Consider the following 15,509-nt stretch of genomic DNA (forward strand, 5'->3'; position numbering starts at 1 on the left):
TTTGCTGATGTGCGCCTGGGGATAACCGGATTCCGCTTGCCACTGGTTGAACGCCGCCTGGGCGGCGCGCTGGTCGCGCTGGCTGGCCAATCCCTTGTCGATCACCCGGTGGGCGCGCAGCACCGCGGCCACGTCGTCGGTGGGGTACCAGGTGTCACGGCCGACCATGCGCAGAAACGCAGCGCCGGAATTGCCACCCATCTGTTTACCGCGCTTCTTGAGAAGTTGCCACATGCCAACCGTGTCTTCGCTCGGCCAGCCCGCCAGCCAGTTGCCGACACTGCCGTATTCGCGCCGCAGATCCAGGATCAACTGGGCGTTGTGTCGGATCGCTTTCATCTTGCCCCAGTGGCGGATCAACTTTTCGTTCTGCATGCGCTCTTCGAGCATGGCGTCCGGCATCAACACCAGCTTTTCCGGATCAAAGCCGAAAAAGGCCTGCTCGAACGCCGGCCAGCGGGCGTCCACCAGCGAGTGGGTGAGCCCGGCACGAAACACCCGGCGCGTCATCGCCGAAAAATAGAACGCATCGTCCGGCTTACGCAACTGCGCGGCGCTTTTCACCGCCGGAAGCTGGGCCTGAACCGGCTTCAGCCCACCCTTGCGATTGACCGCCAGGGTCATTAATTCCTTGAACTCAATCATCGTTACCTCGGTGATCTCCGACACTGCCCGGAGCCGGACGGCGCGCCACCCCGCTCCCTTCGTATACAGTGTTTTCGACCCATTGTAGAATTCACCGCTTCAGGCGCGTGTCGGGCATCGCCGGGCGGCGTAGCGCAACGCACCTTCGGATCAGGGCGAGCAGCATTCATGAGCGGGCATCAAACCACGATCAACAAATCCGACAAACTCAAAGGGGTTTGCTACGACATCCGCGGGCCGGTACTGCGCGAGGCGCACCGGCTCGAGGACGAAGGCCACCGGGTGATCAAACTGAACATCGGCAACCCGGCGCCGTTCGGCTTCGAAGCACCCGAAGAGCTGCTTCAGGATGTGATCCATAACCTGCCCGATTCCACTGGCTACTGCCACTCCAAGGGCCTGTTCCCGGCCCGCAAGGCGATCATGCAGTACACCCAGACCAAGGGCATCGAGAATGTCACCGTCGATGACATCATTATCGGCAATGGCGTCTCCGAGCTGATCGTCATGGCGATGCAGGCGCTGCTGAATTACGGCGACGAAGTGCTGCTGCCAGCACCGGATTATCCCCTGTGGACCGCCGCCGTGCGACTCTCCGGCGGCAACCCGGTGCATTATCTCTGCGATGAACAACAGGACTGGCAGCCGGCGCTCGATGACCTGCGCGCCAAGATCACCGACCGTACCCGCGCTCTGGTGATCATCAACCCCAACAACCCCACCGGCGCCAACTACGACAAGGCGCTGCTGCAGGAAATGCTGGAAATCGCCCGCCAGCACGACCTGATCGTGTTCGCCGACGAAATCTACGACAAGATTCTCTACGACGGCGAAGAGCACCATTCGATCGCCTCGATGGCCGACGACCTGCTGTTCATTACCTTTAACGGCCTGTCCAAGAACTACCGGGCGGCCGGTTTTCGTGCCGGCTGGATGGTGATTTCCGGCGCCAAGTACCGTGCCGAGAATTACATCGAAGGGCTCGACATGCTGGCCAGCATGCGGCTGTGCGCCAACGTGCCCAGCCAGCACGCGATCCAGACCGCCCTCGGTGGTTATCAAAGCATCAGCGATCTGGTGCTGCCCACCGGGCGCCTGGGCCGCCAGCGCGACAAAGCCTGGGAGATGCTCAGTGCGATCCCCGGCGTCAGTTGCGTGAAACCCAAATCCGCGCTCTACCTGTTTCCGCGCCTGGACCCGAAAGTGTTTCCGTTCCAGGACGACGAAGCCTTCGCCCTGGATCTGCTGCGCCAGGAAAAAGTGCTGATCGTTCAGGGCACCGCCTTCAACTGGCCCCACCCGGACCATTTCCGGGTAGTGTTTCTGCCGCGCCTGGACGACCTGGAAGATTCCATCGGGCGCATCGCCAACTACCTGGATAGGGTTCGGAAAAAGTAGCTGCAAGCCAGGGCATCGTGGCGGAGGGGCCGTGCCGGTCAAGAGCCCGTTGAAAGTTAAAGGTTAAAAGTTAAAAGGTCCTGGCCGAAACGCCTTCCCACGGCCTACGGCCGTGGAAGATCAACGCGGGTTCTCCCTCAAGCGCGGGTACGGCCTTGCCGTCTTGTGGCCCCCGCCCGCGTTTTCACTTTTCACTTTTAACTTTCAACTAGCGCCTTGCCCACGGCACGGCGCTTCTTCCAGCACAGTCAGCTTGAAGCTTGAAGCTCTACTCAATCCTGATCGAGGTGCTCCGGCCGCCGGTAGCGATAGGCGAGCACTTTCAGCGCCGGTTCGCCGGCCTCGGCAAAACCGGGGGCGCCGGGCAGCACCGCCTCCAGCTCGGCGCCGGGCAGATGCTCGGCGACCTGCCGTTGCAGCCATTGGCGATCCAGCCAGGGCGCGTTCAGGCACACCAGCAGCGATGCCCGCGGGGCCAGCAGTTTGCTGAGCCGGCGCAACACCGTGGGGTAGTCTTTCTCGACCATGAAGCTGCCTTTCTGGGCGCTTGGCGGGTCCACCACGATCGTTTCATAGCGCCCCAGGCTGTGCAGTTTCTTCCAGCTGCGAAAGATGTTGTGCGGCAGGTAATGCACGGCGGCGTCGGCGAAGCCGTTTTCGCACTGGCTCTCGCGGCCCAGGGCCAGCGCCGGCGCGGACAGATCGATGTTGACCACCCGGCGGGCACCGCCGGCCAACGCCGCCACCGAGAAGGCGCAGGTAAAACTGAACAGGTTAAGCACGTTGGCGTCGGCGGCACGGTGCCGCAGCCACTGCCGGCCGGGCGCCATATCGGCGAAAAAGCCCAGGTTCTGGCCGCGCTCAAAATCAAGGCGATAACGCAACCCGTCCTCTTCCACCCAATGCGACCGCGGCGCCTGCCCCACCGCCCATTCGTTGTGCACCGGCCGCCGCTGCCGGTGCTGCAACAGCAGCGCATCGCATGCCAGTGCCGGCAGGGCGTCGGTCAGGCGCTGTCGCAACGCGGCCAGCACATCCGGCGGGTAATCGTCGAACAAGGTGGCCACCAGCACCGGCGGATATCGGTCAATACTCAGCCCTTCCCAGCCGGGCACGGTTTTGCCACGGCCGTGAAAAAGGCGGATTCTGGCGTCCTCGGGCGGAACCAGAGCGGCGTCCAACAGGTCTATTTTCAGGGGCAGGGTCATAGCGATTCAGGCAGCATGAAAAACCGGCGAAGTATCCCGGGCCATGCGCTTGAACGCAACCGGGCGCTGCCCCATTTAAGAACCTCCGAACAACGCTTACGACTTTTTTAAAAAACGTTCACGACTGTTTTGTTGAAGAACGTTCATGACTGTCTCATTAAAGAGCGTTCAGGACTGTCTCATTAAAGAACGTTCATGACTGTTCCGTTAAAGACTGGAGAAAACACCCCATGATGCGCATCGCGCTTTTTTTGCTCACCAACCTGGCCGTGATCGTGGTCGCCAGCATCACCCTCAGCCTGCTGGGCGTGAACTCCTATCTGGCGCAAAGCGGCACCGGCCTGGATCTTGGCAACCTGCTGATCTTCAGCGCCGTGTTCGGTTTCGCCGGTTCCTTTGTTTCGCTGTTGCTGTCCAAACCCATGGCGAAATGGTCCACCCGCACCCAGGTGATCAAACAGCCCGGCAACGACGCCGAGCGCTGGCTGATCAACACCGTGCAGGAGCTGGCCGACAAGGCCGGCATCAAGATGCCCGAAGTGGGTGTGTTCCCGGCCCAGCAATCCAACGCCTTCGCCACCGGCTGGAACAAGAACAATGCCCTGGTAGCGGTCTCCCAGGGCTTGCTGCAACGCTTCCGCCCGGAAGAAGCGCGCGCCGTGCTGGCCCATGAAATCGGCCACGTGGCCAACGGCGACATGGTCACCCTGAGCCTGATCCAGGGGGTAGTGAACACCTTCGTGATCTTCGCCGCCCGCGTGGTTGGCTCGGTAGTGGACAGCTTCCTGCGCCGCGACGGCCAGGGCGGCCTGGGGTTTGGCTATTACATCGTCGTGTTCGTCGCCGAGATCATTTTCGGCATCGCCGCCAGCACCATCGTCATGTGGTTCTCGCGTCGCCGCGAATACCGCGCCGACGTGGCCGGCGCGCAACTGGCCGACCGCCGCGCCATGATCGGCGCCCTGCAACGGCTCAAGGCCGAGCAGGAAGTGCCCAATCAAATGCCCGATTCGCTGGTGGCCTTCGGCATCAACGGCGGCGTCCGCCACGGCCTCGCCGCCCTGTTCCGCTCCCACCCGCCTTTGGATGATCGCATCCAGGCACTCAGCGAGCAGCGGTACGGGTAACGAGGGCTGCAAGCTACAAGCTGCAAGCTACAAAACCACGGGGGCTGATGGTTAGCTTGAAGCTTGTGGCTTGAGGCTTGTACGACAATGCAGGAGCGTGCCGGCAGCGCCTTTCCCTGTTCCGCCTGAGTCTTATTCCCCCGCATCCGTGCCAACCCGATACAGCAAGGTGTCTTGGTAGCCGCTGGTGATCGGCCAGAGGCCGCACAATTGCTGGTCGAGGGTGGCGTCGCCGGTGTCCACCAGCAGGGGGCGGCCGTCCAGGGTGGCGAGTTTGGTGCGGCTGGCGAGAATCCGGATGTTGTGTTTGCCGAGGCGGCGGATCACCGCCGGGCTGAGCTGCTGGTTGCCGCGCCCGAACAGGTGGCCCTGGCCCCCGATCACGGTAATCAGGGCCTGGGCGGGGGCGTCGCCAATCACCTCGAGAATACGTTCGGCGCCCACGTCACTGGCCACTACTTCGCCGTTTTGCACGATGTCCACGCCGAGCAGCGTATTGGCCAGGCCAAGCTGCTCCATGACCACCGCCACGGTGGAGCCGGAGCCGACCAGGTAGAAGGTGTCCGGTTCCAGATTGTCGATCACCCAGGCGGCGATCTCGGTGATGACCAGGTCTTCCACTTCACGGCCGCCGCATTTCACCTGCTGCAGGTAACGCCCCTCGGCGGGCACGTTCAATTCGCCGTAATGGCGGGCCTGCACCCGACCCTCACGGAACGCCTGTTCATCAATGTCGCGAACCTCCGCGTGGTGCAGGGCCACCAGAGCGCCGCGCAGCAGGTCGTCCAACAGCGCGCCGGCCGCCTCCGGGTTGATCGCATAGACCGCCGAGTGCATCTTGCAGCCAGCGGGCACGCCCAGCACCGGCACCGCCAGGCCCACCGCATCGACCAGATCACGGGCGGTGCCGTCACCGCCGGCGAACAGCAACAGTTGCGCCCCGGCGGCGACCATCGCCGTGGCCGCCTCACGGCTGTCGGCGGCTTCACTGCCCGCCGGCGAATGCCCCAGCACCTCGGCGTCGAGGCCGGCGTCGCGGCAACTCTGTTCGCCCATGGCGCCGCCCCAGGTGAGCCAGCGCACCGGCGGGCGTTGCGGGCCCAGCGCCGCCAGTGCCCGCGTCATGCGCGCCACCGCCATGGGCGTGGCGCCCCGGCGCAACGCTTCGTCGCGGGTGGCCGCACCGTCGGAGCCTTTCAGGCCCACCGCGCCACCGATGCCGGCGAACGGGTTGACCAGAACCGCCACCGTCAACATTTCGCTTTGCTTTGTCATAAAACGATCACACCCAATGCAAACAATGGTGGCGTTCAATGCTCATATCGCCATACAGGGAGATACCGCCATGAGCTCCGTTCACGCTTTTCGCACTCCGGCTGCCAGTCTGCGCCATGCCGCCTTGATCGACGAACACGGTCAGGAAATTCCGATCACCGAATCGATGATCCTTCAGGCCTGCGAGACCCTGGAGCGGCATTGGCATTATCCGCCGCCGGCTCGCCGTGAGGCGTCGCCGGCGCTGCGAACGGTTCGAATAGCCGTGTAACCAACGTCTGGAAAGGCGCCGCCACCGCCCCCCGGTGGCACCAGTGGTGCAGCTCGTGCCGGTTCGGGTAGTGCTTGCGCAGCGCATCAAAGGCGGCACCGGGATCAGCCGCGCCCAGGCTTTCGCGCAGGCGCCCGTCGTCGTCTTCAAGACGGTAGGCGTGGCGCAACAGAGCCAGCAAAGCGGCTTCATTGTCGACGCCGTGCTCAAGCACAGGCCGCGCCGCCGGTTGCGCCGCCGGCTCGGCGGGCTCGCCGCGCCATTGGCGGTAGGCGTCGTACAACATGCGGGTGCCCAGCCACTTACCTTCCACGCTGTAACCGGCCACGTGCGGCGAGCCCCGCCACACCTGCTCCAGCAAGCCGGCGTCCAGGCGGGGCTCACCCTCCCAGACGTCCAGTATCGTCAGCGGGCCCTGGCCGCCGCGCAGGCGCTCCAGCAGCGCCGCGTTGTCGATGACCGCGCCCCGGCAGGTGCTGATCAGCGTCTGCGCCGCGCTCAGCCGGGCCAGACGCGGCGCATCCAGCAGGTGCCGCGTGGCGTCATCGCCGTCACCGGTGAGCGGCACATGCAGGCTGATCAGATCCGCCTCCAGAACCTGCTCCAGGGAAGCCAGCGGCACTGGCGTGGAGACACCGGCACGGGCCAGCGGCGGATCACTGGCGATCACCTGCACCCCCAGTTCACGCAACCAGAGCGCCACGCGGGCGCCCACATTGCCCAGCCCGGCCAGCCCCACGCGGCTGTTTCGCAACTCACGCCCCTGCCGCTGGCAGGCCAGCAACAGCGCTTGCAGCACGTATTCCGCCACCCCGCGGGCGTTGCACCCCGGAGCATGGGCGAAGGCGATGCCCAGATCGGCCAGCGCGGCACGATCCACATGGTCGGTGCCAATGGTGGCCGAACCCACGAACCGCACCGCGCTGCCCTCGACAAGCTCGCGGGTCACCGGCGTCACCGAGCGCACCAGCAGCAGTTCGGCGCCGTCCAACTGAGCGCGGGTGAGCGTGCGCCCGTCCACCCGGTGTACCTCGGCGAAGCGCTCGAAGGGCTCCAGGCCGGGCATGTTTTCATCGGCGATGATTTTTATGAAGTGATTCCGGAGCATAGAGTGATTCCAGGGCATGGAGTAATCCCAGGGCGTGAGAAGACGCCCTGATGGTCCCGCAAGCGCCGGTTGAAAGTCTAACGGGAAAGGCAGGCAACCGCATCGTCAGGGCAACGACCACCAGAACAGGAAGTGGCCCCATGATACAGCCTGTGGCCACCTTGCGTGCCGCTGGAACATTACCGGGTCGCCGACAGAGGGAATTTTAGGGTTCATAGCGTTTTGGCGGGAATCCGTTTCTGACTAGAGGTTTTGCGGTCGGCTTTTTGGGGTGGGGTTGGGCTCTCCATCGGGGGTCGGGCAACCGGGGCGGGCTGGCCAGGACACGCAAAAAGACGCATCCGTGCAGGCTCGAGTCCGGCCGTCCATGGCCGGACACGGTCCTGGCCAGCCCGACCCGGTTGCCCGCCTTGGGTAGCAGGACCCGCCCGGGGTGTCACCGTGGGCTCGCTGAAGTCGGGTCCGTCCAGGACGGCGAGCAACGTCTCGAGTGGCACCGAATCGAGGTCAAGGTGGGCCCGCCCGGGACCGTGTTTGGCCATGGACGGCCAAACCCGAGCGCACAGGGACGTGCTCGTAGCGTGTCCCGGGCGGGCCCGCCTTGTCCTCGATTCACCCTCAGCACACCGCCACCGCCCAGCGAGCCCGATAAATCAGCACGCGTTCCCGTCAATCCGCGATGAACCAATTTTAAGCGTGCAAACGGCGTCGGTATTCGCCGGGGGCGCAGCCCTTCCAGCGTTTGAACGCGTGGTAGAAGTTGGCGATGTCCGAAAAACCCAGGTGCGCGGCCAGCGTCTGCATATCACAACCACTCTCGCACAGTTGTCCGCAGGCGTACTCCATGCGCACCTGATCACGCAGTTGCGCGAACTGCACGCCCTCGTCGCGCAGCCGCCGCTGCAGGGTGCGCGACGTCATGTTCAGGTGGGCGGCGGTGCGCTCCACCGACAGCGCCCCCAGGCCGAGGCTGTCGCGCAGCTGGTTCAGCACTTGCCCGGTGATGCCGCCAGCGCGGTGCAACGAGCCCAGCAGCTGGTCGGCACTGTGTTCCAGACGCAGGCGGTATTTGGGGAACGCGCCCGGCAGCGCCACGCTCAGCAGCGCGGACGGGAATTCGATGGCGTTCTCGCGCGCCTCGAACAGCAAATCGCATTGAAAGAACCGGCGGTATTCGGCCTGCTCGGCCGGCGGCGGAGCCGGATGCCGAAGGGCAACCCGGCGTACCTCCATCACACCACCCAGCAAAGAGCGTCCGATCGCCACCATGGTGGCGGTCACCAACTCGTTGTGGGCGCGATTGCGGGTGAACGACAACCCCTGCGCCTCCGCCACCGACAAGCGGCAATAGCCAGCCACCGTGTGCAACCGGAATTCCAGATAGGGCACCAGCAGGTCTTTATACCGGAACAGCAGCGACAGCGCCTGCTCGAAGGTGGCCGAGGTGGCCATCAGGTTACCGAGCAGATCCAGATTGGTGTAATGGTTGTCCTGGCCCACGTGCAGCCCGAACAGCGGATCGGTGGTCTGATGGAAGGCGGTGTTCAGCAGGGTATCCACCTGAACCAGGGTAATGTAACGATCGGCGCGGCCGACGGTTTCCACATCGATACCGGCGTGCTCAAACAGCGACTGAACGTCCAGCCGGCTGCGTAAGGCGATTTCCAGCAGACCCGGCAGAATCGATGCGGGCAACAGTTTACCGACCATGGGTTGTCCCTTTTTGTTTTCGACGCTATGCAGTGTGACCACGGCGGTCAAGTGAATGGATGTAAATGGCCCGATCCGCCGGGTGCGGGAGTGGTAGCTGAGCGGCTCTGCGGGTAACCTTGGGTGCCAGTCAAAGGCCACCAGTGGCCGGGACCAAACGCATTCGCGGCGGGCGCCGCGGGCATCACGAGGAACGTATGCTCACACGCTATTTCATTGATGAAGTGACCGAAACGCGGGCCTCACGCCGGCAGGCCTTTAACCTGTTCAGTCAGGTTTCCGATTGGTCCGACTGGTGCTCGGTGGTGCGTTACGCACGCCTGTTCGGTGGCCGCTGGCGCCCCGGCGCGCGGCTGTTGTTCGTGGCTGATCTGCCCGGCTTGCCCCCCGCCCCGGTGGTGGTGACCGTGCTGGAATACCGCGAACACGAATGCATTGCCTGGGGCATCGATCTGCCGATGGCGAGACTGGTGCACCGCTTCACCTTTATCGATGACGGCCAGGGCGAATGCCGTGTGCACCAGCAAGAGTGGTCGGAGGGCGCGCTCACCCTTTTGACCCTGCCCCTGGGCCGTGTCCTGCACCGCTTTGATCAGCGCTTCGCCGCTGAATTCGCGGCGCTGTTTTAAGCGCTGCTCCGCCTTTTGCACCGCTAATCGCCACTCCGGCCGGAACCCTTGCCCATGACCGCCAAACTGTTTCGCCTCTATGAACGACTGGTTCTCAATCACCCGGCAGTGTGGCTGGTGCTGCTGGCGTTGCTGTGCGCCGGCGCCGCCTGGGAAGCCCGCGATTTCAAGCTGGATGCCTCGGCGGAATCGCTGACACTGGAAAATGATCAGGCCCTGGAATACTACCGCACCATCGCCAAGCAATATGGCGGCAGCGATTTCCTGGTGATCACCTACACGCCCAAACAGGCGCCGCTGTTTCAGCGTGACACCCTGCAACGTGTTCGCGATCTGCAGCAACGGCTCAAGGGCGTGGACCGGGTCGCCTCGGTGTACAGCCTGTTGGATGTGCCGCTGCTGTTCAGCCCCAAGGTCGAATTCACCGATCTCGCCGACGGCTATCGCACTCTGCTTGATGGCAACGTGGACCTGAATCTGGCGAAGCGCGAATTCACCGAGGAAAACCCGCTCTATCAGGACCTTCTGGTCAGCGACGATGGCAACACCACCGCCATGCTGGTGAGCTTCGAACGAGACCAGCGCTACCACGATTTATTGAACCGGCGAAACGCCCTGCGTGACCAGCAACGCGCCGACCAGCTCGACGACCAGGGCGAGCGCGAACTGCAACGTGTCAGCCAGCAATTCAGCGATTACAACAGCGCCACCCAGGCCCGCACCGCCGAAGAGATCAAAACCATTCGCGGCATCATGGACGGTTACCGTGACCACGCGCAGTTGTTCCTGGGCGGCGTGCCGATGATCGCCTCGGACATGGTCGGTTTTATCCGCTCCGATCTGGAAATCTTCGGTGGCGGTGTGTTCCTGTTCCTGATGCTGGCGCTGTTTTTGATTTTCCGCCGCGTGCGCTGGGTGGTGGCGCCGTTGGCCTGTTGCGCGGTCACCGCACTGGTGGTGACCGGCTGGCTGGGGCTGATGGATTGGAAAGTCACCGTGATCAGCAGCAACTATCTGGCTCTGCTGCTGGTGATTACCATGTCCACCACGCTGCATCTGATCGTGCGCTATCAGGAACTGCTGGAAGAAAGCCCCGACGCCACCCAGAAAACCCTGCTGCGCGACACCAGCGCGCACATGATGCGTCCGATCGTCTACATGATGCTGACCACCATGGTCGGCTTCTCCTCGCTGGTGGTCAGTGACATCCGTCCGGTGATTGATTTCGGCTGGATGATGACCCTGGGCCTGGGCGTGGCACTGCTGGTGTGCTTTCTGCTGTTTCCGGCCCTGCTGATGCGGCTGACTCCGGAGGCGCCCCGCCAGGGCCGCGATCTGACCCGCGCGGTGACCCTGGGCCTGGCGACCTTCACCGGCCGTTACCGCCGCGCCCTGCTGGTGGCCGCCGTGGCACTGGTGATCGCCGCGGTGTGGGGGGTGAGCCGGCTGAGCGTGGAAAACCGCTTTATCGACTATTTCCAGGACAGCACCGAGATCCACCAGGGCATGTTGCAGATCGACCGCAAGCTGGGCGGCACCACGCCATTGGACATCATCATCGACGCGCCAGCCGCGCCGGCGCCCGGCCCGGCCAGCGCAGCGCGCGCGGCCGGCGCGGACAAGGCCACATCCGACGACGGCTTCGCGGCGGTCGAGGACGATCCGTTCGGCGGCGGCGAGGACTTCGGCGGCCAGGTGGACGCGGACCCGTTCGCCAGTGACGGCGGCGACGATCCGTTCGCCGCGGGCGGCGGCCAGGACCCGTTCGCCGACAACGGCAACGACGCCAGCGCCGGCCCGGATTTGCAAAGCGCTTACTGGTACACGCCGCAACGCCTGGACCGGATCATTGCCATCGAGCGCTACCTGCAGTCGCTGCCGGAAACCGGCAAGGTGCTCTCCATCGCCACCACCTACGAGGTGGCCAAGAAGATCAACGACGGCCCGCTGAGTTATGTGCAGCTGATGTTGCTGGCCAGTTTTATTCCCGAGGACCTTCGCAGCCAGCTGGTGAGCCCTTATCTCTCCGACGACGGCCGGCAGATCCGCATCAGCGTGCGGGTGATCGATTCGCAGCCCAATCTGAATCGCAATGATCTGCTGAAAAAGATCGAACACGATCTCACCACACAGTTTGATCTGGCGCCGGAGCAGGTCCATCTGACCGGCGCCATGGTGCTCTATAACAACATGCTACAAAGCCTGTTCGACTCGCAGATCAAAACCCTGGGCTACGTGTTCCTGGCGATTCTGGTGATGCTGCTGATTCTGTTCCGCTCGGTGCCGATCGCCTTGATCAGCCTGGTGCCCAGCCTGATCAGCGCCGCCACCGTGCTCGGGCTGATGGGCTGGATCGGCCTGCCCCTGGACCTGATGACCATCACCATTACCGCGATCACCATCGGCATTGCCGTGGACGACACCATCCACTACGTGCACCGCTTCCACGAGGAGCTGCCCAGAGACAACGACTACCTGGCCACCATGCGCCGTTGCCACGGCTCCATCGGCAAAGCCATGTACTACACCTCGGTGGTAATCATAGTCGGTTTCTCGATACTGGCGTTCTCCAATTTCAACCCCACCGTTTACTTCGGCCTGCTGATTGGTCTGGCGATGCTGGTGGCTTTGTTCAGCAATCTGACTCTGTTGCCGGCGTTGTTGATTACGGTGAAGCCGAAGTTGAGGAGTTGAAGATGGGGAGTTGAAGAAGGGAGTTAAAAGTTAAAAGTTAAAAGTTAAAACGCGGGTCGGGCTGGTGCCAGCGGATGTCATCGTGCCCGCGTTGGGGCGCGGGCACGATGCTACCCATCCACACAAGCCCCGGATCGCGTTTTAACTTTTAACTTTTAACTTTCAACGCCCCCTTTTGACCGCCACATGGGGCCGTTCGGCGACCGGGTCGTGGTGAATGATGACGTCAGCGCTGGGATAATATTCGTTGATGCGTTTGCGAATGCTCTCGCCGAGGTCGTGGGCGACGCGCAGGGGCAGCGTTTCGTCCATGTCCACGTGCAGCTGAATAAATTGGGTGCGGCCTGATTGGCGGGTGCGCAGGTCGTGAAACCCCAGCGCCTGTTCGTGCTCGGCCACCACCGTGCTGATCACATCGCGCACCTCGCCGGGCAGCTCCCGGTCGAGCAGCAACTGGCTGGCCTGCCAGCCGATTTTCCAGGCGGAACGCAGAATCAGGGCGGCGATCACCAGGCCGGCCACGCCATCCAGTTGTTCGAAACCAAAACCCGAGGCCAGCAACACCACGATGATGCTCAGGTTCATCGCCAGGTCCGAGGCGTAGTGCAGTGCGTCGGCCTCGATGGCGGTGGAACCGGTGCGCTTCACCACGTGGCGTTGCCACAGCAACAGCAACACCGTCATGACGATGGAGAACACCATCACCGCCACACCCACGGACGTCGCTTCGATGGGCCGGGGGTGGATCAGCTTGTCCACCGCCTCGCGCACCAGAAACAACGCCGAACCGGCGATCAGCAGCGCCTGCCCCAGGCCGGCCAGGGCCTCGGCCTTGCCGTGGCCAAAGCGATGCTCGGCGTCCGCCGGCACCAGCGAATAGCGAATCGCGGCGAAGTTCACCAGCGACGCCAGCGAGTCCATGATCGAATCGATCAGCGAGGCAAGCAGGCTGACCGAGCCGGTCAGCAGCCAGGCCACGGTTTTCACCGCGATCAGCAACAGCGCCACCAGCACCGAGGCAATCGCCGCCAGGTTGAGCAGGCGGCGGGCCTGGGCCTCGCTAACGTGAACAGGTTGGGTGCGGTTCATGGTCGGTTCACCGGCTCGGCAAGACGGTCAGCGGGTCAATCGGCTGGCCATCCTTGCGGATTTCAAAATGCAGTTGGGTGCGGAAGGTGCCGCTGGCGCCCATGGTGGCGATGCGCTCGCCGGCTTTTACGCTTTGCCCTTCCTTGACCAGCATTTCGTCGTTGTGCGCGTAGGCGCTCAACCAGCGTTCATTGTGCTTGATGATCAGAAGATTGCCATAGCCGGTCAGGCCGCTGCCCTTGTACACCACACGCCCGGCGGCGGCGGCCAGCACCGGCTCGCCGTGATGCCCGGCGATGGCCACGCCACGGCGCCCGCCGGAACTGCTGGAAAAGCGCTCCACCAGTTTGCCGTTAGCGGGCCACTGCCAGTTCACCGGGCCGGCCTGGGCCGGGCTGCTGGGTTTGGGTGGCGCCGGCGCCTGCACTGGCGTGCTGGTGGCCCCGGACGCCGAGGGCCGGCTCGGGCTGGCCGCCGGCGCTGGCGTGGTCGGCGTGGCCGGCTTGGAGGGGCCACCGGCGAACACAATGGTCTGGCCAGGATAGATGGTATAGGGCGCGGGGATGTGGTTGGCCCGGGCCAGGGCCCGGTAATCCCAGCCGTAACGCCAGGCGATGGAATAGAGCGTCTCTCCGCGCTGCACCTGATGGCTGCCCGAGCGCACCGGGGCGGCGCGGCTCTCCTTTCCATAGAGATCCACCACCGGTGGCGGGTTGCCCACGGCGCACCCGCAAAAGGTCAGGAGAATCAATGTGCAGAGCAGAACTCGCAATAGCTTACTCGTCTGTTTTGCTGGCCTCGTTATGCCGGGGCGCCACGATCGACAGTAGCCAGACCGCCGCCAAACCCACCACCACCATGACCAGCGCCAGCAGCAAATGGCTCTCGCCCTGTACCGCCGCCGCGTAGGTCGAGGGCGACACCCAGCGCTCGCTGAGCGAATCCGGCAGTGGCAACCGCCAGGGCCAGAGTTTCACCAGAGACCCGGCCATAAAACCGCCGAGCACCGCCATTACCGTATCGTGATAACGATGAAGCATCCATTTCAATAACCGCACGAACGCCAGCAAACCACAGCCGCAACCGGCCACGAACGCCGCCAGCAAAGGCCAGTCGCCCTGCTCCACCGCCGCCAGCACGGCCGGATAGAGCCCCAGCAGCAACAAAATGAAACTGCCGGAAATGCCCGGCAGAATCATCGCGCAGATGGCGATGGCGCCGCCGCAAAAAAAGATCAGCGGCGACACCCCGATGGCGGCCAGCCCCGGTGCCATGCCCAGCAACGCGGCGGCGCCCGCGCCCAGCACGAAGCCGATGGCCTGGGCCGGGCCACGCCGGCCAAGCGGTTGCAGCACCAATACGATGCTCGCCAGGATCAAACCACAGAAAAACGACCACACCGGCACCGGGTGCGTTTCCAGCAACCAGGTCAGCAGACGCGCCAACAAGGCAATGCTAGTGAAAATGCCGGCGAACAGGGTCAAAAGGAAGGTAAAATTGCCGGCCCGCCAGGCCGCGGCAAAGCCCTGCCGGCGCCAGACGCCGAGCAGGCCCGGGCCGATGCCGCCGAGCGTGTCGATCAGCTCTTCGTAGAGCCCGGTGATCAATGCCACCGTGCCGCCGGACACACCGGGCACCACGTCGGCCGCTCCCATGGCCATGCCCCTCAGATACACCGAGGGACGAATTCCGTTGCTCATTGAATGCCTCGCTGGAACGGCACGAAACGCACCGCGTCCAGTTGTCGGGTGGTGAACTCATCGCCGCGCCGGTCCACCACGGTCAGTTTTTGCAGCCGGTCGCCCACCGGCATCACCAACCGGCCGCCATCGGCGAGCTGAGCGAGCAGTTCGGCGGGGATGTCCGGGCGCGCGCAGGCCGCCAGAATGCCATTGAACGGCGCCTCGGAGTTCCAGCCCAGGCCGCCATCGGCGTGTTTGAGCCGCACCTTGGCCAACCCCAGTTCGACCAGCCGGCGGCGCGCCTGTTCCTGCAGCGGGCGAATCCGTTCCACCGAGTAGACCGAACCGCACAGCGCCGCCAGTACCGCGCTCTGGTAACCACAGCCGGTGCCGATCTCCAGCACTTTGGCGGGCGTGCCCGGCTCGATCAGCAGTTCGGTCATGCGCGCCACCACCCAGGGCTGGGAGATGGTCTGCCCATAGCCGATCGGCAGCGCGGTATCGTCGTAGGCCTGGTGGGCGAGCGCCTCGTCGATGAAAAAATGCCGCGGCGTGGTGCGGATCACCTCCAGCACCCGCTCATTGCTGACACCCGCCTCCCGGAGCCGGTTGATCAAGCGCTCGCGGGTGCGAGCCGATGTCATGCCAATACCGCGCAACTGAGTATCCATAA

Annotated in this window: 14 protein-coding genes; 5 read left to right on the top strand and 9 right to left on the bottom strand. The window is 63.9% G+C overall.

The window, feature by feature from the left end:
* Nucleotides 1-645: DNA-3-methyladenine glycosylase I (locus CGS25_RS08195; RefSeq protein WP_101675243.1), on the bottom strand; the 645-nt coding region annotated here is incomplete at its 3' end.
* Nucleotides 646-813: 168 nt separating this feature from the next.
* Here CGS25_RS08195 and CGS25_RS08200 point away from each other — a divergent pair.
* Nucleotides 814-2,043, top strand: a complete 1,230-nt coding sequence (locus CGS25_RS08200; protein WP_089032172.1) for a pyridoxal phosphate-dependent aminotransferase — start codon at nt 814-816, stop codon at nt 2,041-2,043.
* A 272-nt stretch (nt 2,044-2,315) separates the two neighbouring features.
* On the opposite strand, the gene CGS25_RS08205 is transcribed toward CGS25_RS08200, so the two are convergent.
* Entirely contained in the window at nt 2,316-3,251 is a 936-nt protein-coding gene (locus tag CGS25_RS08205; RefSeq protein ID WP_089032173.1) for a class I SAM-dependent methyltransferase, read from the bottom strand.
* 230 nt (nt 3,252-3,481) lie between these two features.
* Between CGS25_RS08205 and htpX the strand changes: the two genes are divergently transcribed.
* Nucleotides 3,482-4,378, top strand: coding sequence for a protease HtpX (gene htpX, locus CGS25_RS08210; RefSeq protein ID WP_089032174.1), 897 nt, complete (start codon nt 3,482-3,484; stop codon nt 4,376-4,378).
* Nucleotides 4,379-4,510: 132 nt separating this feature from the next.
* On the opposite strand, the gene CGS25_RS08215 is transcribed toward htpX, so the two are convergent.
* On the bottom strand, nt 4,511-5,653 hold the full coding sequence (locus CGS25_RS08215) for an ATP-NAD kinase family protein (protein ID WP_101675183.1): 1,143 nt from the start codon (nt 5,651-5,653) through the stop codon (nt 4,511-4,513).
* A 25-nt stretch (nt 5,654-5,678) separates the two neighbouring features.
* On the opposite strand from CGS25_RS08215, the gene CGS25_RS19340 reads away from it, so the two are divergent.
* On the top strand, nt 5,679-5,924 hold the full coding sequence (locus CGS25_RS19340) for a PA1571 family protein (RefSeq protein ID WP_332872154.1): 246 nt from the start codon (nt 5,679-5,681) through the stop codon (nt 5,922-5,924).
* Here CGS25_RS19340 and CGS25_RS08225 read toward each other — a convergent pair.
* Nucleotides 5,809-7,032, bottom strand: coding sequence for a 4-phosphoerythronate dehydrogenase (locus tag CGS25_RS08225; protein ID WP_232802321.1), 1,224 nt, complete (start codon nt 7,030-7,032; stop codon nt 5,809-5,811). The two genes, CGS25_RS19340 and CGS25_RS08225, sit on opposite strands and share 116 nt — an antisense overlap.
* 690 nt (nt 7,033-7,722) lie before the next feature.
* Nucleotides 7,723-8,742, bottom strand: coding sequence for an AraC family transcriptional regulator (locus tag CGS25_RS08230; protein WP_101675185.1), 1,020 nt, complete (start codon nt 8,740-8,742; stop codon nt 7,723-7,725).
* Nucleotides 8,743-8,939: 197 nt separating this feature from the next.
* Here CGS25_RS08230 and CGS25_RS08235 point away from each other — a divergent pair, with 197 nt between their 5' ends.
* Complete coding sequence (locus tag CGS25_RS08235) at nt 8,940-9,371, top strand: SRPBCC family protein (protein WP_101675186.1); 432 nt, start codon at nt 8,940-8,942, stop codon at nt 9,369-9,371.
* 54 nt (nt 9,372-9,425) lie between these two features.
* Entirely contained in the window at nt 9,426-12,065 is a 2,640-nt protein-coding gene (locus CGS25_RS08240; protein ID WP_101675187.1) for an efflux RND transporter permease subunit, read from the top strand.
* Nucleotides 12,066-12,227: 162 nt separating this feature from the next.
* Here the strand turns inward: CGS25_RS08240 and CGS25_RS08245 are convergent, their stop codons facing one another.
* From CGS25_RS08245 to CGS25_RS08260, 4 genes are read right to left on the bottom strand one after another with little or no spacing between them, the layout of a single operon-like run.
* Entirely contained in the window at nt 12,228-13,154 is a 927-nt protein-coding gene (locus tag CGS25_RS08245; RefSeq protein ID WP_101675188.1) for a cation diffusion facilitator family transporter, read from the bottom strand.
* Between the two features lie 7 nt (nt 13,155-13,161).
* Nucleotides 13,162-13,875, bottom strand: a complete 714-nt coding sequence (locus CGS25_RS08250; protein ID WP_232802322.1) for a peptidoglycan DD-metalloendopeptidase family protein — start codon at nt 13,873-13,875, stop codon at nt 13,162-13,164.
* 55 nt (nt 13,876-13,930) lie between these two features.
* Complete coding sequence (locus tag CGS25_RS08255; RefSeq protein WP_101675189.1) at nt 13,931-14,854, bottom strand: DUF368 domain-containing protein; 924 nt, start codon at nt 14,852-14,854, stop codon at nt 13,931-13,933.
* Nucleotides 14,851-15,507, bottom strand: coding sequence for a protein-L-isoaspartate(D-aspartate) O-methyltransferase (locus CGS25_RS08260; protein WP_089032183.1), 657 nt, complete (start codon nt 15,505-15,507; stop codon nt 14,851-14,853). The genes CGS25_RS08255 and CGS25_RS08260 overlap by 4 nt, the downstream gene beginning before the upstream one ends.
* Nucleotides 15,508-15,509 lie beyond the last annotated feature (2 nt).

It is taken from the genome of Alloalcanivorax mobilis (genome assembly GCF_002864685.1).
Taxonomy (GTDB): domain Bacteria; phylum Pseudomonadota; class Gammaproteobacteria; order Pseudomonadales; family Alcanivoracaceae; genus Alloalcanivorax; species Alloalcanivorax mobilis.